Here is a 25,045-nt window from a genome sequence, read left to right on the forward strand (position 1 = left end):
ATCATCACGTACACTATTTAATACAGCGAAACCCAACATTCTGATTATGTATATCTTCTTGATTAAATGCCGCGCGATAATAAGGATGCATCAACCAAGCTGATTCAGCTAAGTCAAAAGCGCCCCCCTTTACTATTTGCTGCATATTATTAGAGCCCCACTTATCTGCCGTCATTTCCCATACATTGCCATACAGTCCTTGCACGCCAAAAGGTCCTGATATGGCCTCATTTACAGGGACTTTATAAGCCGCGAAGTTATCCTTTACCGCCTTATTAGCTCCTTTCAAAATACCATGATCTTGCAGCCAACCTTTAGAGGCATGGCTTGCAGCCCATACCCATTGTGCTTCTGTGGGAAGCCTTGCTTTAAATGATTGGCAATATTGCTTAGCTTCATTAAAACTCACGCCTGTGACCGCCTCATTCATATCAAATTCACATAACGCATTCAGGGTTTGTTTTCTTAAACTTGATAGCACACCCGAATGAAGCATTTGATAACAGCTGACCTCATATTTCATCATAGTAAAGGGATGAGGAATCACAGCCTTAAAAGGGTCAAATATAAACCTATCGCCTAAGCTTAAGAGCGGCATATCCAGCTGTGGCCACTGCTCTTTCGCTGAGATGATATCGACCCAAGTGGGCGCCTGAATTTGCCTTAAATCAGTTTCCACTACATCTGCTTCCTCTAACTCTTTATCAAGACTATCACTGGCATAAAGCGCCATAGCCCATAGCGAAAACATGGCTAACGCACTGTTTTTTATTAGCAGCATTATCACCTTATCAATCCCTCAACTTAAATAGATCCCATGCTTTGAGATTTCTTTAAACTAATAAGATAAATCCCCATTTTTAGCCTTTGTTTTTAATTTTTTAACCGCTGACTCAAGCAAAGAGTCAAGATAAAAATCAGTACGTGCTTCGTCATAAAGATTGCTAAACCTGATCTTGAATAAAAATTGACGTTTACCTTTTACCAAACTCATTGCATTAAGTTCTGCTACAAACATTTCAGCATCAAACTTTTTTGAATAGGCTTTTTTATGGTTAATGAGCATTTGAATGTCCGCGCCATGATTCAAAAACTCAAAACCCTGCACTGTTAACTTTGAGCGAAGGGAAGCATTATAATTTGCTATCTGTTTTTGATTTATCTTCAAATCATACGTGTTTATTAAAAAGCGTGGACTTGATTGACTAATGGGTAACTCATACTCAGACACTTGGCAGTCTTGGTTCAGCTTGCACGAGGCTATAAACGCATTATATGCCCCTTTATCATTCACTAAATAACGATTAAATGCGGATTTGGCGAACCCTGTTAGCATGCGTTTTTTTGAGGCGATGACGTAAAGTTTTGGTACCGCACCATCATCCAAAACAGGCATTTTATAGAGGTTGTTTTTTTGCCTTTGCTGATGACTGGGTAGCATTAAAATGTCATCTTTTTTTATTAAATTGAAGGCATAAGCGGGTGACGGTAAAAGCATATTGATAAGACGACCATCATCAACAAAAAGATAAAGAAAAAGGTTCTGATTGGCCTGTAATTGCATCCCTAAAATATCATTAACATGATAAGTCGACTGCTCAAATGCGAGATTGACATTAATGATGCCCTTAGATGCATTATCTAATACTTGCTCTAATTCATGCACAAGCTCAACGGATACATTCTTTTTAGCTTTTAGTAGCGCCAAACTAATCCTAGCCTGAGAAAGTTCTTGCTGCTGTAACTGACTTGCTATTTTTGCAACGAGTGTTCGAATTTCTTTTTTTTCTGTTTCAATATTTTGTCTAATGTTAGCAACTTGATTTGGGGTTAAACGATAGAGGCAATAGGATTGAATATATTCACCTCCTTGCACTAACTCTGAGTAGGAATCGCTAACCCCAACACCTTGTAGCTGTATTCGGCTTATCTTATCGGTATTCACCTGAAACTGACCTTGAAATTCATCGTCAACAACTACTTGAGAGGAGGTACTCTTTGACGCAATTTCAACACTAAAAAATTCAGATACCTTACCTAAACCGTTGGTACAAGCTTCGGCTATCGATTTTGATTCCGCTTGCACAACACCTGCGACCCAAAGCTGAGAAAGCCCAATAAAATCTAAACCAGAATCTGCATGATAATTATTTTTTGCCCAATCTGGTTTTTGTCCATTCAATTCATTGCTAACCCCATAACCTGATCCTAGGGCGATCATACTCGATAGGCATATCGCGTTTATCACTCGCTTGAAAATCGGCTTTGTCTTAATAAACATTGTCTAATCCAAATAATGCATATTTGCCCATGTTGATGACTGACGCCTCTTGATTAGTCATAAGATATAAATCATGTGCATCAAAGCTGCTAAAAACCTGCTTTATCTGATTTTGGTTGGTGAGATTAATATCATTAATATGCTCATTAGAAGACACATGAAAAACAGATATTCGATCTGGATAAATGGCGTAGACCACTTGGCCATTTACCCCTAATTCAACGGCTAATGGCTCATCTGATAACGCTACTTTCCCTAAGGTATTACCACTTGCTAAGTTTTTAACCCAAATGAGTTGGTTTTGGGTATAGGCAAGTAAGTTCGCAGCCACATCATAATCAGAAACTGAGTGGCTACTCGTTTTAAAAGACTTTATCTGCTCTGCAGTATCAGGGTTCCATATTCGTATGCTGGCATCGTCACTTGAAGAAATAATGATATTCAAAGAGTCATCATATCGAGCAAATTGAATACTATCCGTATGTCCAAGCATTTCTGCTTGCACACGATTACTATTTTTAATGTCCCACAACTTTACAGTCTGATCAGTACCCGTTGAGATTAATAGATCATCACTCATAAAGGCCAAATCCAACACATTTCCGGCATAACCTTTAAGCTCTGTTTCTAAACGTATCCAAGAATCCTCATTCATGGGATTAAGGTTTAAACGCCATATTTTAATTAGGCCATCTTTACCCGCTGTGGCTAATAATTGGTTGTTTGATGATAAGGCGGTTGTGGTCACTTGAGTATCATGAACAGAAAACGTTTCTTTAAACCGACCTGTGTCACTGAGAGATTCGAAAATAATCTCACCATTGGTCAAACTGGTTACTAAATACTCACCATTTGACGCAATTGTCATACTAACAATATCAGACGTTAATTGAGCATTATCCAGCTCTTTGTAGACCTTAGGCTCAAACCCTTGGCTGCCTAAATATAAAGAATCGACCTTAAAGCCTAAATGCTCCCAGTTAGGAATAGACGTTGTATAGAGGTTATCCGGCTCCAAACTACCTTGCTTGACTAACATAATATTACCATCTTCAAAAACAGAAACGCCGCCACTTAAGGCATTAAATAAACTAGGCTTATTAGCCACAAGTAAAGGGTCTGCTTGCTCTTCATTTAGAAAGGTTAGATACGCTTGGGTTTGTACACTGGTCTCTAATTTATTTGAAAAAAGTGCCTGATATAGATTCATATCTGATTTAGGAATAGGTTCGGCAAATACCGCTTGATGGATAGAAGATTTATCTAACCAAGACCTTGCACTATTAATCTTGCCTAAACGTTTTTGATAATCTAATCGAATTTCTGACTCTGTTGTACTGGGCCTGATTTTAAGATTCTCTTTGCCACCATAGATAAATTCATTATTGCTTAAGTACTGAATAATAAAACCTGAATTTAACGTATCATAAGCATCATAGGTGCCTGGCATAAGCGTAATTTCTGTAAAGTCAGTACCATCAAACTGCCTAATTTCACCCGTTTTTGTCATCAGCATGAATTTATTTTCATTTAATGCGCAAGTCCCTGTAACAATATCGCCAGAAAAAGGAGAGCTGGCTTTAACTGCTAGACTTTGCTGTGCATTTTTGTCAAAAACATATGCCTGACTGCCTTGCCAGTACAAGAGGTTATCGCTATCACCGCAAGCTTGCATGCCAGACACTGACATCCCTGACTTGATAGGGCTTAGACGTTGATTTTTTATATCAAAGAAGGACAGCATCCCACTTGTTGAGATGACATACATATTCGCACTTTTTGGGTTTAAGCTAAGTTTGTCTATTTGCCCAAAAGCCGTTAATGGTTTCAGCTTTGCGCTATTCAAATCTAGCGCATACGCGATTGTTCCATCGATAAAGTAGGCTTGATTTTTAGATTCCACTAATTGTACAGAATGAATCGCATCAGCTTGGCGTTCTAGCAAAACCTTACCCTGCTTTTTTAACATTAAACGTTTGTCAGTTAATATTAATTGGCTATTAATATTGGGTAAGTAAAAAGCCTGCTTGGCAAATTCATCCCACTGCTTACTTTCCCACATTAGGGTATTTTGATTGGTGTTTTTTAAAGATAATAGGGATACCTTACTTTCATAGTCTTGCAAGGTATTAACCATCAGATACGACTGACTTTGATCTAAATGAATACTCCTAGCATAGGCGGTTTTATTAAGTATCCGTTCTTTATCTAACGCATTAATTTTTGCTTCAATCTCATTATCTATCAGTTTGACCCTATCTTGATAAACAAATGCATGGGTATCACCATTTCCTCTTTCAACCACATAATCTTTATCATTAAATTGCATGACAGCATCACGATTTATACTGGCAAATTCCCTAATATCTGAGCCCAGTGCGTATAAACTCATTCTTAATAAGGCATCAATTTTTGCTTTGTTATCTTGATCTTTAAGCTCTAGTCGATAAGTAAACCAAGTAGAGTTTCTATCCTTGCCTTTACGTTTTATGGTTTTATAACCTTGTAAATGTATGCGTCCTTGTTGCCAAGCTTGCGCGTCAATATAAAACCCTATTTCAGCATCGTTTCCTCTTCCTTGAACAAGATCAAATACCGAATTTAAAGCCGTTTCATCACCATACCCCACATTAAAAATGGCTGGCACATAACTAAATTCATCATTACCCAGCACAAACTCTTTTGCTGTTATTGTCGAAAACTGTCCACTAATAGAACGTTTCGCTAATAAATCCAGCTTTTTGGGATTATCTTGGATATAACTTATAACCTTAGTTAAGGCCTTATTGGCAGCAGACCTTTTCTCTAATCCAGTTTGATAGATAGGCCCAACTAAAGAAAGCGAGGCACCTTTGGCATTAGCCCAATTTGTACTGGTTTCTTTTGCTCCTTGCGCAATAATGACTTTTTGTTCCAGCTCATCAAAAACGTTTACCGTTTTACTGGGCTTTTCTTGTGTGGCATTACACGCCATCAGAGCCAAGGCACTCAATATCATGGTAAGTGTTTTAAAATTGAATCTGCTCATTTAAACCCCAGCCTACCTTGTATTCCCATGAAGTTAATAACATTTACAAGTATTAATACAAACAAACAAATTACCCAAGATACGCTTTGCTGCCATATAAAATCATTAGCAAAAAAGTGTTTTGCTAATGGCGTTATCCAAATAGAAACACCAAGGTATGCCGTCAAAACGCCCATCGAACTGGCAAACACGCTCAAAACCACCAGAGGTATAGTCAGTAAATACCCCGTCATATAAAGGATGTTTAATGATGGGAGTCGCTTTATAAACACATTGGTTTGATTCAACGTCAGCACCATACATAACATTAAGGTTAATAAAATAATTAACCCATATCCCATCAATTTAAGTGTCAGTAAAATACTTCTTTGCTTACTTTTTTGATCTAACCAGCTACTTAGCAGCCCAACTTGACCACTTTCATTAATGATTTTTTGAATGCTTTCCTTACTCGTTTCAAATTCATGGGTATTTTTGAGTCGTATATACAGGCCCTTTTCTTGAATATCCTGATCATTCAACCAATGATGAATTTCATCTATTCCCATATAAAGAATGGATTCATCGGCATAATCATTCACATAGGCCTTTATTTGCCCTTGATAGTCAAAACCATCTTGTTTCACACTCACCTGTTGGCTAATAGGCGCATAAAAGCTCTCATCTAAAACAGCATTAGGTAAAATGAGATTAGGGTTTAATAACCACTGGGCAGCATACTCCAAGTTTGTGATTTTAAATTTATAGCTACCAGCATCATAATAATGTAATTGATCTAACGGAATCACTGCGGGCAACACCCGTTGTAAACCGATTAAAGTGACCTGTCCGTTGCTAAACTTATCAAAACTATTAGGTGCTTCAATGCCACTGAGTTGACTCGTTGCAGCTGTCAGCCTTAACCATTTTGTTGACTTAACAAATTCACTAACCGACAGCACACTCGTTTCATCTAGCAAAGCCTGTTTTAACTGGCTTAATGCAAATCTTTCCTGTGCCTTCAAACTTTCATCTAACAGCAAGGTAAAGTGGGCTTGTTTGCTAGCAAAACGTTTTGCTATTTGCTGTTCGTAACTATCAATTAATAACAACAAGCTGAAAATACAACCTGATACAAAGGTAAATAGCACAAAATAGCTCACTAAAGAGCTTAAAAAAAATCGCAGGGCTAAGCCCAGTTGCTCCTTGACCTTCACTCATTTACACCGAATCAATGATGACTTCACATCATCCTGAGAGGCGACTGCTAACTGATAATAAGCATCTGCAAACTCAATAAAATCAGTATTATGACTGACGATAATCACGGCACTGCCTATTTCTTTAGCAATGCGTAATAACTCACTTTTAATAAAATCTGTATTTGAATCGTCTAAGTTACCTGTCGGTTCATCTGCTATAACAATGTCTGGTTCATGAATCAGGGCTCGGATAATCGCGACTCTTTGCTGCTCGCCACCTGAGAGTTCATGAGGGTATTTTTCAGGTCTAATATCAGGCATGTAAGTATGAATTAATGCCAAAGCTTTATTTTGAGCAGACCTCTTAGTATCTCCCTTCATTAGCAGTGGCAAAGTACAATTTTCAAGCACATTAAACTCTTCGATTAACGCAAAAGACTGAAAAATAAACCCTAGAGAGCGTGCTCTTAGTTTTGCTTTGGCTCTCTGCCCAAGCGACTCAACTGACTGACCATAATATTCAATACGCCCTTTATCAGATTGATCTAGCAAGGCTATTTGCCTTAAAAATGACGTTTTACCGCTTCCAGAGGCCCCCATTATGAGGGTAACCTCCCCAGCTTTAGCGTCAAAATTCACGTCCTGATAAATAATTGGATTAGCAGTACCTTTGTATTTCTTGGTTAGTCCTATTACCTTGATAACGCTCTCATTATGGTTTGCATTCATTTGCTATCCACCTGAGTTAACAAAACTCACACTGCCACTTGAACCATATGAACCAGACGAACCATTCGAGCCAGAGCGTCCTGATGAACCCGAGCGTCCGTATGAGCCAGCACTCCCCTGATACCCTCCTGGTTTACTAATCGGGTTACAACTGGAATAGCCGGTACTATAATCTATGGTGCAATTGCTATCATAATAAGGGTTTCCACCCGGTCCACCGGGCCCTGCGGCACCACGACTACCAGCTGAACCGCCTGATCCTGCTTGCCCAGCATTACCACCTGAACCGCCACTCACTTTGGCACTAAAACTATTACGGGCAATAGCCCTAAAACTTGTTGGACCAGACAGGCTTACCTGTACAAATCCGCCTCGTCCACCTTGACCACCATCACCACCATTACCTCCACGAGCACCATCACCGCCGTCACCGCCATTACCGCCAGAACCACCGCTCCCGGCACTACTGTAAGCACTGGCATTCGATCCTTTTCGACCTGCAGATCCCGCTTCGCCATTACCGCCATTACCGCCATTACCGCCATTACCACCACTACCGCCTCGACCGCCAATAGCCGTAATATAGAGTTTTTGATCCTGTTCGAATAAATAGCGGCCAGAACCCTGATTGGATTGGTATCGATAGCTTTTAAGTGGCTCTTTATAGAAAGGTGAGCTCAAAGGTAGGAGCGTAACCTTAATGGTCCCGACGTCTTTCGCATTTCTTCCATCTCCCCCATCGCCACCACGGCGGCCATCACCACCATTATTGCCATCACGGCCACTACCACCAGCAAATGCGCCAGCAACACTGGATAAAACACTGCTACTGTAACTAGAGCCGCCTCGACCATTGCTACCGTGACTACCATTCTTTGCATTTGATGTAGATAAGGTAACCGTATGAGTACCATTTAAACGAAAGGAAGGTGCGACCACAAAGCTATCAGAGACTTTATTATTTAACGAGATTGAAATGATGTAGCCTTTTTCTGCTGCACTAAAAGGGTCACTTTTACGATAATTTAAACTGCCATCTGCCTGCATTGTGCCGGCAAGACTTTTCAATTTATATTGCAACTTTGAACGATTAAAATGGATATTTGTATCCGATTTATCCCCATATTGAGCGGTAAAATATACTTGGTCAGACTTATCCTGTAATACCACCCTATTTAATACGCGTTTTTGTCCTTCATAATAGACAGGGACACGCTCATTTTTCACCGGAAATGCATAGAGCGAATTGATTTTGCTAAGATTAGGCTGTTTTAGGTATTGGCTTTTCCAAGCCATAGATTTACTGGGAGTGAAAGCAATAGAGGTTTGTTTATTTGATTCAATGGCTTGATTAACACTGACATTAGCCGCAAAACTCTCACGTCGATCAAACATCACCTCTTGGCTATTAGTTGAAACATCAAATTGTGGTAGCAAAGGTAAATCTGTAGCGTACTGTTGCACTGTAAAATCTGATTTATAAGCGAAGTTTACACTGCTATTGAGCGCCTCATTAGCATAAACAAATGCACTATTTAAACAAAGGCAAGCAAGCGCTAAAAAATAGTTAACTTTCATATTTAACCCCTAATTAAAACTCAATCTGATTAAAACGACGTTTAATGGCAGATTTTATTGCTTGCAAATCTGTCTCTTGTGTTAAAGATGCCATCCCTTGCTGTCCAGCATATAAAGAGGCATCTTCATTTTTAGCTTGGCTCACACCTTGACTGAAAATACTGGCGTATCGAGCCGAATAGTTTGGCGTTAATGTGTCTTTATATTTGCCTAAATAATTCCCCAAATACAGGTAGTCACTTGGAATGCTTGTCACACTCTTCTTAAAGGCGTATTGCTCAAACATATTGCTGGTTTCTGATAAGGGTAAAGCCATTAAACTGCCGAACAATTTTTTAGAGTCAGCACGCTTTCTTAAAGCAATTATTTGGCCAGCAGGTGTTAGATAGGCCTGTCTAGCTGAGACGTCTTGCTTTTCAAGGGCCGCAATATAGTAATTGACAAGATGAGAAATACCCGCTTGTTTAATAATATTTTTATGACTTTGATTTAATGAGACAAGTAATGGTTTTGCCTGTAATTCAACAAACACAGGCATAACCTTATCTGTGTAAGCTTTAAAATCACCTGCTGAGTAAGCCAAGGTACGGGTCAGTTGTTTACGACTAATTTTAGTTAACAGTGCCTTTTTATTTTTGTCAGTCACTTCTTTATCTGTGGTTAGGCGTAATCCATAGTAATCCTGCAATTGATCCAACGACGCTTTTCGATAAGCCACATCGGCAGCACTAATCAAATAAGAGGCAAAGTCATTGGGGTAGTTAAGGTATAAAAACGAATAGATAAAATCGATGTAAGTATAAGGGCGCATTTCAACCCTATCCTTTAAACTTTCAAACACCCGTTCTTTAGCTTTTAACTTGGTTGCAGCAAACACACCGGGGTTCATTACCTGATGATGATTAAAAAAAGCTTGGCGATCATCTCCTAGGGCAACTAAACGGCCCTTTGCCTGACTCGCATAATTATCATAACGATTTAGGTATTCTAGACTGGCCATTAATTGACCCAAACTAAAGTCACTTAATGGCGCATTTTCATACATGCTGTAGTAATAAAGTCCCGGTACATATTGAAGCAATAGTCGCTGGGCCCTTTGTTGAGTACTAGAAAAGTTAGGAAGTACGCCATCTAACTGGGCTTGCTTGGGTAATACTAAAGCACTGAGTAAACGCGAATTTTTGATTAATTCCGTTTTCTGTATGCTGCCAGGGTTTGCTAAATGATGAATAAATAACCCTTCATTCACATCTAAAATGTAATTTAAATTACGGGAAGAGAGTTGATACACCTCTTTTTTAGCCAGCACACGATTAATCACTTCAAGATTAACCAGCTGATTTTCAATTTGATAAACCAATAAACTCAGTGGCGTATCTTCAACTAAATTATTCACATGTACGCTTGATAACGCCGTCACAGCCTGTGCTTGAATTTCGAGGTTGAGTTTGTAGCTTTCAAGTCGGTCCAACATAGATTTGATCACGACCGTTTGCACCCCAGGCGAATCAACCTTCCTTAAAATCACCAGTAATTGAGACGAAATTGTATCGCCATCAAGTCGACCCAGATTATAGGCAGCAGCAGCCCGAAGATAATCTTTAGTTACGGCAATAGGAAAGCCATCTTCAATCCATTCTTCTTCATCAGAGGTATAAACCCCCTCTTTTGCGATATTGACTAGGCTGTCCGTCAAAGCGCTGTATAAGCTTGGATTAACCTCTAATAAATCAATCACATTGGCCTGTTTCACGGCTACTGGCATGAGCCTAGCCAATAAATCTGGGCTATCCTCATCGTCTTCATTCAGGCGATTTACACTCCACTCTAAATAGTCCTGAATTTTTATTGGATCGGTTTCTGCTGCAAACATCTCCACTTTTTTATCTTCAAAAATAAACCCCATCAGGGTCGCACAGCCAGTAAGCCCTAATGAAAGCAGCACTAAAAAAGTAATTTGATATTGCTTTTGCATCATCCTATCCCGTTATTATTTTTCTAAATCAAGATATTTACTTAGTTAAACCTAGTGTGGAGTCGCCAGTTAAACAAACCTTTACACATGCTAATCACATATTTTTGATTAAAAATCATCCATCAAGTGTGCAAGCTTAATCAATAATTCGATTAATTTACAACCAAAAACTGACAAATAAGTCATTAACCTGACAATCATTATTAGCTAACATGCAAATTAAAGCAGAATTAAATGCCCATAAAATTCATCGACAAAACGCTCTAATAGCATTTAGGTTTGTTAAGTTTAAGAAGAGTAAAGCCACAGAATTAAAAGACGATTCAGATACTCGAGAAAGATAGAAAGGCAGAAAAACAAGCCGCTGCTATTAAAATGATTTAGGAAGTTAACAAGGTGGCTACACGGGATTGTAAAACGGGTAAAATATCCGCTTCGAACCAAGTGTTTTTTGCAAGCCAGATATTATTTCTTGGACTTGGGTGCGGTAAAGGCAAGTAATGGGGCCAATGCTTTTCCCATTCGGCCACACACGCAGTGACCGTTACGTTATTGTCTAAATAATAGTCCTGAGCATACTGTCCGATCACCAGAACGAGTTCGACTTGAGTCAGTAATGCAAGAACATTTTGATGCCAAGTATTGGCGCATTCTGGGCGAGGTGGTAAATCACCCGATTTACCTTTGCCTTTATAGGAACCGGGATAGCAAAACCCCATAGGTAATATAGCAATCTTAGAGTCATCGTAAAATGTGTCTTTATCTATCCCCATCCAAGCACGCAATCTATCACCACTGGCGTCATCGAAAGGAATACCTGAAGTGTGTACTTTACGTCCTGGAGCTTGGCCGGCTATCAGTATTTTGGCTGTTTTATTAAGTTGAACAACAGGCCTTACTCCATGCTCTAAATGAGCCTCACACAGCTTGCACGCCTTGATATCCTCAATTAATCTGATCAATTCTGCCATATTAACCCGCCTTAGCTGATGTCATAAAATGCTCAGATAAAAAATCAAAAACAAGTCTAACTCTGGGGTTAGTATGTAACTCTCCATGACAGACTAACCAAACATCCAACTCAAGTGGCACCAAACTGGAGACAAAAGCAGGTACTAAATTCGGGTCTTTAGCAGCGATATGATCAGGTAACAACCCCAAAGCATAACCTTGTCTAATCAATTGCCATTGAACCAATTGATTATCACAAAGAAAGCTAATTTGATCTGATGAAACCTTTAACCCTAAACTCTCAAGTAACTTTTGTAACTGATCTGTCTGTTCAAAGCCTATAATTCTTAGGGTTGAATCAAATTCAGGTATCGTTTCATTCAAACTTGCTACATATTCTTTATGACCATAGAGATAAACCTTCTCTACACCCAGTTTTTTAATAATTAAATCAGCCTCTTCAGGTCGTTTATAACGAATAGCCAAATCAGACTGGCGTCGTTTCAAATCACTGATATGGTTGGAAACATCAAGCTCAAGACGTATTTTCGGCGCAATTTCGTGTAATTTAGGCAATAAATCTGGAAAGATAAAAAAAGCATCTAACTGACTTAAAGATAAACCCACATCCCCTTCAATATCACTACTTTGCCCCTTTGCAACTAAAGCAAATTGATTCGCTGCATCCGACATTTGTTTAACATGCTCATACAACTTCGCCCCACTTTGCGTTAACACTAACCTTTTACCAACTCGCTCAAAAAGAGTGAGGTTGAGCTCAGATTCGAAACGACTAATTTGTCTCCCTAAGGTCGGTTGGCTCATTCCCATTAAACGCCCTGCCCCCGACAAAGACCCCTCATCGGCAACCAGCATAAATACCCTTGCATGATTCCAGTCAAATTGGGGTTGATAATCACTCATTAGTTGTCCCTTTTTAATGCAAATAACACGCATAACAATCGACTTACATTTGATAATAATTCTTAAAAATAATCACAGGTTCAGAACTTGACCCTTAACAAAATCACTCACATAATAGTTTGCGTTTTAAAGCCAAAACAATTAGTTAACTGAATAACCTAACCCTTGTTATTTTTATTGATTAATTTGTTCTTAAGAGCGCTCAGCCATCTTATTGGCATATAAAAGAGCTCCCTAGCCCCCTTTATCAACCGCTATTATTAACAAGGTAGTCATTAATTGCATGAGTAATCTTAACGCATCCCTAGATAACGATATTAAAAACCTCTATAAACACAGTCGTTTTCTACGCAAAATTGCTTGGGTTGTCGAACTAATTGTTGTTTTTATTGGCCTTTGCATTTCAGTATCACTGGTGATTGGTGGTGACAACTGGGTCAGTAAACTCACCCTATCAGCACCTTTTGTCATGATTTCACTTGTTGAACTGACAAAAATCCCCTTTGTCATTGGTCTCTGGAATGCCAAAAAGTCCTTTTTGATGTATCTACTCATCATTAGCTTCCTTTGTATCATCACCTTTGAAACACTATTAAATGGTTTCGAACGTGCCTTTTCATCCATTAACAATCAAATTAATTTGAATGAAATTTCGATTAGTGAAATAGAAAATAAAATTCAAGCAAACGATGAAAACATCTTACTGGCCTTGGAAGATTATCAAGCAAAAACGAAAAGCATTAACTTAAACAAAGACGTGATTGTGAGATCCTTTGACGAAAAATTTGCCACAGCGATTCAAACTAATGAAAGGCTGTCTAAAGATGCCACTGAACTTAGAGCCAGATTAGATATCGCCAGGGGTGAATTGATTCAATTAAAAGTAGAGAAATCCGACCTACTCAAAGAACTTTCTGAGAAAAAAGAAGAGCGATATCAGACGGTTCTATCACGGTCACAAGATTCGGTGAATCTAGCCCAGCAAGAGAGAAACAGACTCATAGACAAGATAGAGTCCCTCAAAGTAGAAAAAGAGGCCGCGGTAGAGCAAAGTAATTTCTTTACTTCAAACCAGGTAAAACGTGACTATGATGAAAAAATTCGTTTCGCCGAAGAACAGCTTGCCAACATAAATGATAAAACCATTACCGGCGAAGAAAAAACGTTAGACGTTAAATCAGTCGAGTTTTTAGATAACTATTATGCTGACTTACTCAACCTTAAAGAAGATTTAATCACCCAGAAACAAGATAACATTGATTATATTAATGACAGGTATACAAAAGCCCAGTCTGTCAGTGATACTAGCCTTTCAGCACATAAGGCTCGACTAGAGAAAGAAAAAAACAGTGCCCTTAATTACCTTAATCAACAACTAAAAAAGATTAACCAAGATTTTGCAGAACAAAAACGCTATATCACTCAACTAAAAAAAGAGAACAATCAGTTTCGCTTTGATATTCGAGTGATTGAAAGTGAAACCAATACGTTAGCACTTTCAAATCAAATTTATCGTATGGCTTCCTATGTGGATAATGCCACCCATTATAAAGAGATTAATAACGACACCCTGACGCTAGTTGGTTTAATCTGGTTTGGGTCTTTAGCCTTAATAGGCTCAATCACAGGCATTGCACTTACCTTATCAGGACTTCACCTCAATAGACTTGCCAGTAAAAAAGAAAAAGCAAGAGCCAAATCACTCGCTAGTTCCACTGCCACATAAACAGAATTCTGTGATAAAAAGCTACATTGGTTGGCTTTTTTTCTATTGGCCTAATGGCAAAAATTTATTTTAAATCTACGGCCAAATGGAAATAGGACACTTATCAATCCATACATATATGCATAGTTTCAATGCCTTTTCACCTATTTTTTAACTTTATCTAAGCATTTATAATCACCTAAACACATGATAGATAGGAATATAGGGTGACAGTATTAGTGCTTGGGGCGACGGGTAAAACAGGGCAATTAGTGATAAACAACCTCTTAGACAATGGCCAAAAGATCATTGCGCTAGTTAGGAAAACAACTTTAAAGACGCACCCCTTATTGCAACAAATTAAAGGGACAGCATTGACCCTTGACGAAAGCTCATTGATACATCTAATTAGAGAAGCGGATTTTGTTATCTCTTGTCTCGGCCATAAACTGACATTTCAAGGTATTTATGGCGCCCCTAGAATGCTAGTAAGAGATAGCTTGAAGCACATATGTCAATTAAACCATTTAATAAACAAAGACACCGCAACCCCAAACATCCTAAAAATCATACTGCTAAATACAACAGGGAATAGAAACCTAGACCTTAATGAAAGAATATCCTTTGCACAGCACCTAGTGCTCTCCTTGATTCGATTTTTGATACCGCCACACCTTGATAATGAAAATGCAGCAAACTATTTACGCCTTGAATGTAAGCAAAACAAACAAATTCAATGGATAGTCGTAAGGCCAGACACGCTGATTGATTTCAAACAGGTAACCGCTTACACATTGCATGAATCTCCAACGCGAAGCGCCCTATTTGATGCGGGGGAAACAAGCCGTATAAACCTCGCTCATTTTATGGCGAGGCTGACCCGAGAGGCCTTATTATTTGAACATTGGAAAGGGAAAATGCCTGTTATTTATAATCAATAAACAAATACTTTCAATAAGAAAAGTGGTGAGATAAAGGGTGAAATGAAGTGTTACCCTTTGACTAATACTGCACAGTTTAAAATGACTAGTCCCTATCAAACTAAGAGTAAAACTTACCCTTTAAACAAGATCTTGAAACTCAGCCGCTTTAAGGCTCGCTTATTCATCACTCAAGTTGGCTCACCAAAAGCTTAGTCATTTCTTTGGCTGAAATATCTAAACACCCCGAGGTATTTTGTCCACTCCATAAAGGGGAAAAACCATCTAGTCCTTGCTTTTCTGCATACTGTCGTAATTGGGTTATTTCAATCGCGGCATGGGGAAAACTCGGCGCCAAAGCACTCATACAGCCAAGCTCATTCATAATACGGTTTACTATGCCTCTGGCAGGTTTGCCAGAAAACAGATTGGTTAAAGCCGTATGAGAGGCTTTCTCGCTCTTTAATGCCAACCTATGCAGCGCAGAAGTATTGGCTTCATCACACAATAAATATGCAGTACCAATTTGCACCGCACCTGCTCCCATCAAAAGAGAGGCTTTCACACCTTGAGCATCGGCGATACCACCCGCGGCTATGATAGGGATATCAACCTTTTTTACGATTTGAGAAATCAGTGCCATTGAACCAACTTGGGTTGTAATATCATCAGTTAAAAACATGCCCCTATGGCCACCCGCTTCAATACCTTGGGCAATAATAGCATCGACCCCCTTTGCCTCTAACCAAAGTGCCTCTTCTAACGTGGTCGCACTAGATACGACTTTTGTTCCCCAGCTTTTTATTCGATCGAATAACTTCTGCTCAGGTAAGCCAAAATGAAAACTGATAAATTCTGGTTTAAAAGCTTCAATCGCATCTGCGATATCATGATTGAAAGGCATTCGATTAGCACTATTAGGTCCATTTTCACAGGAAATACCTAGCTCAATAAAATACTTAGCTAAAGTGTTTTGCCAGACATCATGCTGCGCCTGGTTATAGTCAGGCATCTGATGACAAAAAAAGTTTAAATTATAAGGCTCTGTCGTAGCCGCTTTTACCTTTATAATGTCAGAGACAATTGCCTCAATACCTAACATGCCACATGGAATCGAGCCTAACCCACCAGCCTTGCTAACGGCTATCGCCAGGTTAGCATCTTGCACACCCGCCATAGGTGCTTGAATGATGGGTAGCTCAGTACCCAATAAGGCTTTTACTTTTGCGGTAAACATGAAAACTCCCTTTTAATTCAGCGAACAAGTTAAATCTAGGGAAGCTGCGAATCAGTCATCCCGCCTCAGCGTGTTGATCAAACGCCTGAGATTTAAGGCGAGAGTCGCAACTTAATAGTGACTCTATTGATCAGACTCTCAACTTATAGATAAGGCTTTAAGGACACGCCCTTCGGGTCTTTGAAGAATACCTAAACGGCATTTCAGAAAAAAGTGTCATCCTGTGTTGTCCCTTCTCGAAAGGTACCTACAATGACTTTCTATTAATAAACGCAAAGTGACGCCTTGTGTGATGACGTTATTTTTCATTGCACTGGTTAAAAAATCAATCAAAGCCTTTAGCATCAACGAAATAGTGATAATTTCTTCAAACTATATTGAACTTAGCTCCGCTTCATTAAAAAGCTGAGACAGTATATGCAGAGATATAAACAAAGATGACTTGAACGACCCCTTAAATAAACGCTTTCACATCAGGGAAACAGACACTTATAATCCAGACCCATGACCCCTTTTGCTTAAGATTAAGAGTATTGAATGCGTTTATTAGCCTCAACAATCCATCCTGACATTCCTACAAGCAATATTAAAGATACCTCTATTAAGCGTATCTTACGCCGAGCAACAAGAGGCATCATTATACGTAATGAAGAAATACTCCTGCTCTATACAAAACGCTATCACGACTATAGTTTACCCGGCGGTGGCATCGATGAAGGAGAAGATAATATTCAGGGACTGATACGTGAACTAAGAGAAGAAACAGGGGCAAAAAATGTTCGTAATATTCAAGCGTTTGGTTGCTATGAAGAGTTTAGACCTTGGTACAAAGAAGATATCGACATCATGCAGATGCAATCCTTCTGTTATGTCTGCGAGATTGATCAAGAACTCGATACTCCTGCCCTAGAGCATCATGAAATTCAAAATGGCATGTATCCGGTTTGGATGAATATTCAACAAGCCATTGCTCATAACGAAGAAACCATGGCTTCGAGTCCAAAAAAAGGCCTCTCAATTGAAAGAGAGACCTTCTTATTAAAACGCATTCTTGCTGAGCTTATCTAAACAGCCTTTAGACTGTCGTGAATACCCGCGTTTTACTATCCAGGTGATCCACCAAAGAGTGAATTTGGTTGGTATTATCCGCAATGGTTGTTATTGAATCAGTATCCTTTTGCAACTGCTGAGCAATAGCATCCATTTCTTCACTCATATGCAAAGATGTTTTAGACACCTCTTGAATAGAAAGCGCCATATGATGGGCTGAATCCGCACCCGTTTGTGCATTCAACTCAATTTCTCGCATGGCTTGCGCCGCTTTTTCACCCGATGTTTCGATCGCTTTAAGGTTCGCTTGACCATCATTCATAGTGCTAATAGCAGTATTCGTAGACACTTGAATCACCCCAACTATTTCAGTGATGCTAGAGGTTGCTTGTACTGTTTTTTCAGCCAAGGAACGCACTTCATCCGCGACAACAGAGAATCCACGACCAGCCTCCCCCGCTCTAGCGGCTTCTATCGCTGCATTTAACGCCAATAAGTTAGTTTGGTTGGCTAAATCATTAATCATAGAAATAACCCCATCTATGTTTGATGAAAGCTTACCGAGTTCATTTAGTTGATCACTGGTTTTATTCACAAAGCCAACAGTTTTAGATAAATTATCCAGCGCATCGCGGATTGTTTCTGAACCATTTTTAGCCGATTCAAAGGTCTCTTTTGATTGAGAGCTTAAGGTATTCGTCGTATCGGCAATATTGGAAATAGTCGCTGAAATTTCTTCTGTGGCAGCCGCTAAGGAGTTTGTTTGGCTATTAACAGATTGGTTACTATCAGCAATATCAGTGACTGCGAGATTTAACTGACCAACCATGCCATTGACTTCATCAGTCGTTTGAACAACATCCCCTATGACAGAGCCTAATCCATTTGTCATGGCATTAACCGAACCACATAAAGCATCAAACTCATCATTGCGTTTAGCATTTATCGCTAATCTCGCACTTAGATCCCCCTCCTGAACTTTGGTCAGGTCCTTGATGATTTGATTTAAGGAGTAATTTACATTTTTACCAATAAATGCCATTAAAATACCCGCAAACACTGTCACTAAAACACTGACAGAAATAAGCGTAATACTCGCTTGTCTAGAACTCTTATGAGCAAAAGCAGTCGCTTCTTGTGTCATGCTCGCTAAATACTCAGAAGCATTGCCCCTTTTAATATCAAAATCAGCTCTTTGTGCTTTAAAATCCAGCTCTGCGCCAATGGCTTTTTCTGTTTCCTTAGTCAAGCTTTCAACGGCTTTAAGGTAAGCATTGATAGAGTCACCAAATCTATCTAATAAACCAAAATTTTCTACTCGCTTATGAAATTCATTAAAGGTTTGCATAAAGGCATCAAGGTTAGCTTGATTGGTTTCAAACACATAATTCTTCTCAGCTTCACGTACGGGTAAAAAAGAACGCTTTACTAGACTTAAAGAACCAATATCTGACAGTACCGCATCCCCTAATGACGCTATCTCACCTTTAAGACCTGAATTACCACTGAAACCTAAACGCTGCCTTTTTAATACCACATAGCCCAAAGCATCAGAAAAATTCGTCAGGCTACCCATGGTTTCTTCTAAATGGGCCTGACCTTCTAATGAATCAATAATAAGAATATCTTCTTCCAAACCTAATAGCAGATCAATTTTATCCATATTGATCTGATCCACATACGCTTGAAAGTTGTCATCATTGACATCAAACATGGCCTCATATTCTTTCATCATGGCAATTTCTAACGCATCAAGATTACTTTCAATGCCGGATAAAGTTTGTAAACGCTGTGATGAGGCTTCTTGTGTGTTCAATCCATTCAACGCAACCATAGTAACTATGATAAAACCACTTATTGCAGAAATAAGCAGAAGGCTAAGCTTCGCTTTAAAACTAAGATTTACAAACATATTAAAATCACCAAATTAGGAAGATTAATCTTGATAAGAAATAAAACTTGCCGTAATTCAGATTAAATAATCCATTACACTAAATTACGTAAATTCGAAATTCCTTTATTTTTGTGACAATCTTACTACTTTCGTAACAATGAGTTAAGGCAATCTACTCAGTTTTACCTCCTATTTAGACGACTTTAATAAAAAGCATTCGTCAAGTAAGTAAACCCATGAGATCTTTTGAGAATCTGTTAGTAAAATTAATTTTAACCATTAGCTCTACTAATTAAAAATGAAGGGAATTCACTTAATAGCACTTGCGCGCTAATAAGGTGTGAGTGTGATGGTGTGTGACTCCATCCTTTACATCCTTTACATCCTTTATTAAATTAACCTCTTCGTGCCACTCTAGAATGTCAAAAAATGAAAACAAACGCTGAATTTCCTGTTCACCTAAGAGTAAAGCTTGGTCTGAATGAAGGTTCGCATACGTATCATTTCGCCCTAAAAATCGGCCACAAAAAAGACCTTCTGCACGAATAGACACAATAAGGTTATGCCAGTTAAGTTCAAACCTATGAGGTGATGAATAAAACAAACTTGAAAAGGCTAAAACAAGCTCATTTGGAGGAAAGATATAGTGATCAATATCACTTAAACAGATTGCAAAGTTGGCATGCTGTTGAAATCGCATTCGGCTAAGGTTAACCATATTCACATCTTGATCGAAGGCATGTACATCTAACCCTTTGTCGACAAGATACTGACTATTTCGACCATCCCCACACCCAGTATCAATGACTGATAATGGCGCATTTGAACCAGGTAGCAAGCTCACTGCTCTTGCAACAATATCTTGATGTCGAATGTCTTTAATTTTTGCTAAGTATTCTTGCCAAGTCGTATCGTTACACTCTTCCATGCTTTTTCCTGCACTCCTTAAAAGACAGGTAAGTATGGCAAATATTTCATAGCTTACAGGGAAATAAATAACTTTCTTTCAAACAAGTCGTCACTTTACGCTTCCTTAACACAAAGCCAATGTAGACACCTTTCCTTCGAGAAGGGACAACACAGGATGAAGCTTTTTACATTAGCATCTCATGAATTAGCCGTTTTCCCTGCGATATCGCATCAATATATCAATATAACTAAAAAGAATATCTCACAAAATAGCTGACATTCTATTTTCGAAATTCTGACATTTAGATGAAATAACTAACAAAAATAAACACTTAGCCGAGAGTATTGTAAATTTTATATAACCAAACTTCGTTATACTGCTCGACAATCATCACTCTTAATCAGGATTGGACTGACGGTATGCACCCTATAACAACAAAAATAATATATATTCCATGTCACACTATCAGTGGTAATTCTTACTAATGGGCCTGATATTTAAACTGACACTAACCTGCCTTCTCTTCATACCGAGCCTCTTATGGGCTGACCCAATTAATATTCATCTAAAATGGTTTCATAAATTTCAGTTTGCAGGCTATTACGCAGCCCTTGAACAAGGCTACTTTGCCGAAGAAGGGTTAGACGTTAACTTAATTGAGGGTGATCCTAACAATAATCAAATTCACCAACTTTTAAATAAGCAATCACACTATGCGGTACTCGGCAGCGAGGTTATTCATTCGCTTTCCCTTGGTTCCCCCCTCATTATTGTCACCTCAATTTTCCAACACGCTCCTGAAGTATTAATCACCCGAGCAGAAGACAATGTACAAAATTTAGCTGAATTAAATGGCAAGCAATTGATGCTTTCTAATGAGTCTATCTCTGGCCAGATTAATGCGATGTTATTTAAAGCAGGTGTTGATACATCGTCCTATATCAAGCACCCCTATGATGGGGATATAAACAAGCTCATTAGTAAAAAAGTATTCGCAATGAATGCTTACATCAGTAATGAGCCTTATCAACTAATGCAACTGAAACAAGCCTTTACCGTATTTTCACCTTTAGATTACGGCATAGATTTTTATGGCGATAGTTTAGTCACCACCCAATCAGAACTGAGCAAACACCCTCAACGCGTCGCCTCAATAAGGCGAGCAGTTATTCGAGGTTGGAATTATGCGATCAAGCATCCTGATGAAATGATTCAATCCATACTTGCTTATAAAACACTCAATCCGTCTCCTTATGGCTATTGTATAGGGACTACTTAAATGATCATTAGGGATTAACCGGATATGTTAAGGAATAAACGGGATTGAAATCGATGAAAGCTACTAAGTTAGCGGGGCTTGGGTCTGTTTGGACGCTGGCCCCGTTTTCATTTAAGCAACTTAGTAGAGTTTAACTAGTTTGAGCAGTGAGTTTAAAATTAGCATTTTAAGTCTTGTTAATTGATCAGTATAGCTAGATGTATAAAACTTGTTTAAAGACCGTTTAAACATTTAAATTAGTCACCGATGTCTTTGGCAATATGAACTACCTGTCCTATCACTTCAAACTGATGCTGTTCTTCTTTCTTGATATCTAAGGGTGTATACATATGATTGTCACTAATCAAGCGCCATGTACCTACGACACTTTGATAACGCTTTACAAACAATTCATCCTCACATCTAAATATATAAATGTGTCCATCTTTTGGACGCTTACGACCAACATGAACAACCAGTGTGTCATTATTATTTATCGTCGGCTCCATACTATCTCCTTTGGCCCACACAATAACTAAATCCTTTTCGTTAAAGCCACGGTAGTTCAGCCATTTTTTCCTAAAGGCTAGATATCGTGAGGGCTCCAGTTGATCCATGTTTAAAGTACCATTACCTGCTGACACTTGGATGGAGTAACCTGGAATGAATGCAAATTCAGATAACAGCTCTGCATTGATAGAATTATTTGAATGCTTCTTCTGAGGCTCTGGGATTGTCTCGCCATCTAATAAGCTTTCTTGTGTCTCTTTAGGTAACAGGCTCACATGATATTCAAACGCTTTAGTTCCTCTCCTCTTTCTAACTAAATGAGGTTTGTTCGATGCCAGCTCTTTTAAATGGTTTCTTGTCCACCTATCTGACGTTGGAAATCCATCTCTTCCAGACACTTCGGACGCAACGACCCACTCCATCCGTTTCCCTTTGCTAGAAAGGGATGATTCATCCGTATCTTCATTTGAATTCTTTTTCATATCTATTTCTTTGTTTTTGTTGGGCATTTTTAAGTTTCACCTATCCTGATCTGATTTAACAAAAGGATGATTCGGAAATTATTTCGTCCGTTTGTGCTGATAAAGACATCCCTTTAGTCCATTATTGTCTTACTAAGTAAAGCGACATAAAGGAGTTACTAAGATGAGTAAGAGCGAAGTTTGTCAGAAAACGGATGTAAACGGAAGTGATTGGCATCGCGCAGATATCATCGCGGCCTTAAAGAAACGTAAATTGTCTGTAAGAGAGCTATCACGCAGGTCGGGTCTAAAAGAAAACACACTAGCTAATGCATTACGCTCTCCTTGGCCGAAAGGTGAAAAAATCATAGCCGATGCAATTGATACTACGCCACAAGAAATTTGGCCTAGCCGTTACTCAGAATTACAAGCAGTAGGCTAAGGAGAATCGTTATGTGGTTAACGGCTAGTGAAATTGTTGGTTCAGCAGGAATGCCAACTACTGAACGAAATATACGTGAAAATTTAAAACAGCTTGCGACTCCAATTCCAGAACTTGCTCGCAAACGCGAGGGCACTAAAGCCTTTGAATACCATATCAGTATTTTACCTGCTGCTACTCAAGCCGCAATTTATAAACGTGCAGGCCAAGTCAAAGTGGGTGAAAAGGTTTTCAATATTCCTTCACCAAAGGCAGAACGATATTGCCGAGAAGCATTATGGGCTCGTTGGAATAACGCAGGAAATAGCGCTCAAGAAAAAGCAAAAGAGAAACTCACTTATATCACAGCTCTTAATGGCTTGATTAATAGCGGCATTGGAAAGATGGCAGCTTATCAAGCTATCTGTGATGAGTACGGTGTTTCTTTTGCAAACGTTCGTCGCGACTGGACAAAGGTTGCTCGTTTCGACGAACAAGACTGGTTACCAATATTACTACCAAAGCACAAAGAATCTGCTGCCACGATCCGTAAATCACGTTTCGCGTATATCACACCTGAAGCGTGGGACTTCATTAAGTCCGACTATCTTCGTCAAGAAGAGCCTACCTTCTCAGTATGCTATGAACGCTTAAAAGACACCGCCAAATTAAATGACTGGAAAGTTCCAAGTAAGAAAAGCTTAGAACGTCGTATGCAATTTGAAGTGCCACAGGAGCAACGCACGCTGCTTCGTAAAGGTGAGCACGCTTTAATGATGATGTATCCACCACAAGAGCGAACCGTCGAAGATCTGCACGCACTTGAATGGATCAACGGCGATGGTTATCAGCATAACGTTTTTGTTAAGTGGTTTAACGGTGAAACCCTTCGTCCTAAAACATGGTTTTGGCAAGACATCTACAGCCGCAAAATTATTGGCTGGCGCTGTGATGTTAGCGAGAACACAGATTCTATTCGCTTGAGCATGATGGATGTATGCGAGCAATACGGCATACCAAAAGAAGTGACCATAGATAACACACGCGCAGCAGCTAACAAGTGGATGACAGGCGGTGTGCCTAATCGTTATCGCTTCAAAGTTAAAGACGACGATCCACTGGGCATCATCCCTATGCTCGGTATCAAACTGCATTGGTCTAGTGTGATTCTGGGCAAAGGTCACGGTCAAGCAAAACCCATTGAACGGGCATTTGGTGTTGGTGGTTTAGAAGAATATATCGATAAACACCCAAGCCTAGCAGGGGCTTATACAGGCCCTAATCCAATGGCCAAACCAGATAACTACGGATCAAAAGCAATTGAAGCAGAAGTCTTTCTAGCCGCAATCGCTAAAGGTGTTGAAATGTTTAATGCCAAACAAGGCCGGAATACAGAAATGGCCCAAGGCTTTATGAGTTTTAACGATGTCTTTAATCAAAGCTATCAAAGTGCACCTATTCGTAAAGCGACCAGCTCACAACTACAAATGATGATGCTACAAGCCGAAGCCATCAAAGTTGGCAGGCACGGCACAATCACACTTGAAGCTGGCGGCAGCATCAAAGGTCAAAAGAACCGTTATTACCATCAAGCCATGATGGACATGGTAGGTAAAAAACTCGTAGCCCGATTCGATCCTTTACGCCTTCACGATGCGATTGAAGTTTACACCTTAGATGGTGTGCATATCTGCCAAGCGGAATGCCTTCAAAAAAGTGGTTTTGGTGACACTCAATCCGCACGAGAAACGGGCCGTCATCGCACCCAGTTCGCTAAGGCAACCAAAGTCGCAGCGCAAGCACAAAAGACAATGGACGCACTCGAAGTGGCGGCTCAAATGGCTCCCCTTGAAGAAGACATTATTCCTGATGCAAAAGTGGTTATGCCGTTTAGACCTGCAATGACGTATGGAAATGCCGCCGTCGCACAGCAACCCGAATATGAAGAAGAAACAGAATACGAACGTAACTTTGCGGCTTCGATTGCTGAATACCGCGAACAACAAAAGAAAAACACACTGTAAAAAGGAAG

The 25,045-nt window shown here is 39.3% G+C and carries 19 protein-coding genes; 6 read left to right on the forward strand and 13 right to left on the reverse strand.

From position 1 onward, the window contains the following. Positions 1-13 precede the first annotated feature (13 nt). From MED121_RS17150 to MED121_RS17190, 9 genes are all read right to left on the reverse strand, one after another. Entirely contained in the window at positions 14-781 is a 768-nt protein-coding gene (locus MED121_RS17150) for an SUMF1/EgtB/PvdO family nonheme iron enzyme (protein ID WP_009835011.1), read from the reverse strand. A gap of 57 nt (positions 782-838) precedes the next feature. Beyond that, entirely contained in the window at positions 839-2,281 is a 1,443-nt protein-coding gene (locus MED121_RS17155) for a hypothetical protein (protein ID WP_036180980.1), read from the reverse strand. After that, positions 2,271-5,309: a WD-40 repeat protein gene (locus MED121_RS17160; RefSeq protein ID WP_009835013.1), complete on the reverse strand. Its 3,039-nt coding sequence runs from the start codon at positions 5,307-5,309 to the stop codon at positions 2,271-2,273. Before MED121_RS17160 ends, MED121_RS17155 begins: the two co-directional genes overlap by 11 nt. Beyond that, on the reverse strand, positions 5,306-6,451 hold the full coding sequence (locus tag MED121_RS17165; RefSeq protein ID WP_131471002.1) for a hypothetical protein: 1,146 nt from the start codon (positions 6,449-6,451) through the stop codon (positions 5,306-5,308). The genes MED121_RS17160 and MED121_RS17165 overlap by 4 nt, the downstream gene beginning before the upstream one ends. 54 nt (positions 6,452-6,505) lie before the next feature. Continuing rightward, positions 6,506-7,219 (reverse strand): ABC transporter ATP-binding protein, encoded by a 714-nt coding sequence (locus MED121_RS17170; RefSeq protein WP_009835014.1) that lies wholly within the window; start codon positions 7,217-7,219, stop codon positions 6,506-6,508. A 3-nt stretch (positions 7,220-7,222) separates the two neighbouring features. Next, complete coding sequence (locus tag MED121_RS24460; RefSeq protein ID WP_009835015.1) at positions 7,223-8,797, reverse strand: hypothetical protein; 1,575 nt, start codon at positions 8,795-8,797, stop codon at positions 7,223-7,225. A 13-nt stretch (positions 8,798-8,810) separates the two neighbouring features. Beyond that, positions 8,811-10,772 carry a hypothetical protein gene (locus MED121_RS17180; RefSeq protein WP_036180985.1) on the reverse strand — a complete coding sequence of 654 codons (1,962 nt, stop codon included), beginning with the start codon at positions 10,770-10,772 and terminating at the stop codon, positions 8,811-8,813. Positions 10,773-11,152: 380 nt separating this feature from the next. Continuing rightward, entirely contained in the window at positions 11,153-11,743 is a 591-nt protein-coding gene (locus MED121_RS17185; RefSeq protein WP_009835018.1) for a uracil-DNA glycosylase family protein, read from the reverse strand. Position 11,744: 1 nt separating this feature from the next. Then, positions 11,745-12,647, reverse strand: coding sequence for a LysR family transcriptional regulator (locus MED121_RS17190; protein ID WP_036180987.1), 903 nt, complete (start codon positions 12,645-12,647; stop codon positions 11,745-11,747). A gap of 283 nt (positions 12,648-12,930) precedes the next feature. Between MED121_RS17190 and MED121_RS17195 the strand changes: the two genes are divergently transcribed. Both MED121_RS17195 and MED121_RS17200 read left to right on the forward strand, forming a co-directional pair. Next, positions 12,931-14,373: a hypothetical protein gene (locus tag MED121_RS17195; RefSeq protein WP_009835020.1), complete on the forward strand. Its 1,443-nt coding sequence runs from the start codon at positions 12,931-12,933 to the stop codon at positions 14,371-14,373. A gap of 206 nt (positions 14,374-14,579) precedes the next feature. Further along, positions 14,580-15,293, forward strand: coding sequence for an NAD(P)H-binding protein (locus tag MED121_RS17200; RefSeq protein ID WP_009835021.1), 714 nt, complete (start codon positions 14,580-14,582; stop codon positions 15,291-15,293). Positions 15,294-15,459: 166 nt separating this feature from the next. Here the strand turns inward: MED121_RS17200 and MED121_RS17205 are convergent, their stop codons facing one another. Then, on the reverse strand, positions 15,460-16,509 hold the full coding sequence (locus MED121_RS17205; RefSeq protein WP_009835022.1) for a nitronate monooxygenase: 1,050 nt from the start codon (positions 16,507-16,509) through the stop codon (positions 15,460-15,462). A gap of 537 nt (positions 16,510-17,046) precedes the next feature. Between MED121_RS17205 and MED121_RS17210 the strand changes: the two genes are divergently transcribed. Beyond that, positions 17,047-17,577, forward strand: a complete 531-nt coding sequence (locus MED121_RS17210; protein ID WP_009835023.1) for an NUDIX hydrolase — start codon at positions 17,047-17,049, stop codon at positions 17,575-17,577. Positions 17,578-17,584: 7 nt separating this feature from the next. Here the strand turns inward: MED121_RS17210 and MED121_RS17215 are convergent, their stop codons facing one another. After that, positions 17,585-19,471 (reverse strand): methyl-accepting chemotaxis protein, encoded by a 1,887-nt coding sequence (locus tag MED121_RS17215; RefSeq protein WP_009835024.1) that lies wholly within the window; start codon positions 19,469-19,471, stop codon positions 17,585-17,587. A 295-nt stretch (positions 19,472-19,766) separates the two neighbouring features. After that, the gene (locus MED121_RS17220) at positions 19,767-20,381 is read right to left on the reverse strand and encodes a class I SAM-dependent methyltransferase (RefSeq protein WP_009835025.1); all 615 of its coding nucleotides are present in this window, start codon (positions 20,379-20,381) and stop codon (positions 19,767-19,769) included. A gap of 466 nt (positions 20,382-20,847) precedes the next feature. Here MED121_RS17220 and MED121_RS17225 point away from each other — a divergent pair, with 466 nt between their 5' ends. Further along, entirely contained in the window at positions 20,848-21,642 is a 795-nt protein-coding gene (locus tag MED121_RS17225; protein ID WP_009835026.1) for an ABC transporter substrate-binding protein, read from the forward strand. Between the two features lie 236 nt (positions 21,643-21,878). Here the strand turns inward: MED121_RS17225 and MED121_RS23835 are convergent, their stop codons facing one another. Then, positions 21,879-22,640: a S24 family peptidase gene (locus MED121_RS23835; RefSeq protein WP_009835027.1), complete on the reverse strand. Its 762-nt coding sequence runs from the start codon at positions 22,638-22,640 to the stop codon at positions 21,879-21,881. A gap of 136 nt (positions 22,641-22,776) precedes the next feature. On the opposite strand from MED121_RS23835, the gene MED121_RS17235 reads away from it, so the two are divergent. Further along, on the forward strand, positions 22,777-23,034 hold the full coding sequence (locus MED121_RS17235; RefSeq protein WP_009835028.1) for a helix-turn-helix domain-containing protein: 258 nt from the start codon (positions 22,777-22,779) through the stop codon (positions 23,032-23,034). Between the two features lie 11 nt (positions 23,035-23,045). Then, positions 23,046-25,037 carry a transposase domain-containing protein gene (locus tag MED121_RS17240; protein ID WP_009835029.1) on the forward strand — a complete coding sequence of 664 codons (1,992 nt, stop codon included), beginning with the start codon at positions 23,046-23,048 and terminating at the stop codon, positions 25,035-25,037. Positions 25,038-25,045: the final 8 nt, after the last annotated feature.

The organism is Marinomonas sp. MED121, assembly GCF_000153025.1.
Taxonomy (GTDB): Bacteria; Pseudomonadota; Gammaproteobacteria; order Pseudomonadales; family Marinomonadaceae; genus Marinomonas.

Bases quoted from the DNA above. Each gene is read 5' to 3' on its own strand.
- MED121_RS17150 (WP_009835011.1), bottom strand. From the start codon at position 781: ATGCTGCTAATAAAAAACAGTGCGTTAGCCATGTTTTCGCTATGGGCT.
- MED121_RS17155 (WP_036180980.1), bottom strand. From the start codon at position 2,281: ATGTTTATTAAGACAAAGCCGATTTTCAAGCGAGTGATAAACGCGATA.
- MED121_RS17160 (WP_009835013.1), bottom strand. From the start codon at position 5,309: ATGAGCAGATTCAATTTTAAAACACTTACCATGATATTGAGTGCCTTG.
- MED121_RS17170 (WP_009835014.1), bottom strand. From the start codon at position 7,219: ATGAATGCAAACCATAATGAGAGCGTTATCAAGGTAATAGGACTAACC.
- MED121_RS24460 (WP_009835015.1), bottom strand. From the start codon at position 8,797: ATGAAAGTTAACTATTTTTTAGCGCTTGCTTGCCTTTGTTTAAATAGT.
- MED121_RS17180 (WP_036180985.1), bottom strand. From the start codon at position 10,772: ATGCAAAAGCAATATCAAATTACTTTTTTAGTGCTGCTTTCATTAGGG.
- MED121_RS17185 (WP_009835018.1), bottom strand. From the start codon at position 11,743: ATGGCAGAATTGATCAGATTAATTGAGGATATCAAGGCGTGCAAGCTG.
- MED121_RS17190 (WP_036180987.1), bottom strand. From the start codon at position 12,647: ATGAGTGATTATCAACCCCAATTTGACTGGAATCATGCAAGGGTATTT.
- MED121_RS17195 (WP_009835020.1), top strand. From the start codon at position 12,931: ATGAGTAATCTTAACGCATCCCTAGATAACGATATTAAAAACCTCTAT.
- MED121_RS17205 (WP_009835022.1), bottom strand. From the start codon at position 16,509: ATGTTTACCGCAAAAGTAAAAGCCTTATTGGGTACTGAGCTACCCATC.
- MED121_RS17210 (WP_009835023.1), top strand. From the start codon at position 17,047: ATGCGTTTATTAGCCTCAACAATCCATCCTGACATTCCTACAAGCAAT.
- MED121_RS17215 (WP_009835024.1), bottom strand. From the start codon at position 19,471: ATGTTTGTAAATCTTAGTTTTAAAGCGAAGCTTAGCCTTCTGCTTATT.
- MED121_RS17220 (WP_009835025.1), bottom strand. From the start codon at position 20,381: ATGGAAGAGTGTAACGATACGACTTGGCAAGAATACTTAGCAAAAATT.
- MED121_RS17225 (WP_009835026.1), top strand. From the start codon at position 20,848: ATGGGCCTGATATTTAAACTGACACTAACCTGCCTTCTCTTCATACCG.
- MED121_RS23835 (WP_009835027.1), bottom strand. From the start codon at position 22,640: ATGCCCAACAAAAACAAAGAAATAGATATGAAAAAGAATTCAAATGAA.
- MED121_RS17235 (WP_009835028.1), top strand. From the start codon at position 22,777: ATGAGTAAGAGCGAAGTTTGTCAGAAAACGGATGTAAACGGAAGTGAT.
- MED121_RS17240 (WP_009835029.1), top strand. From the start codon at position 23,046: ATGTGGTTAACGGCTAGTGAAATTGTTGGTTCAGCAGGAATGCCAACT.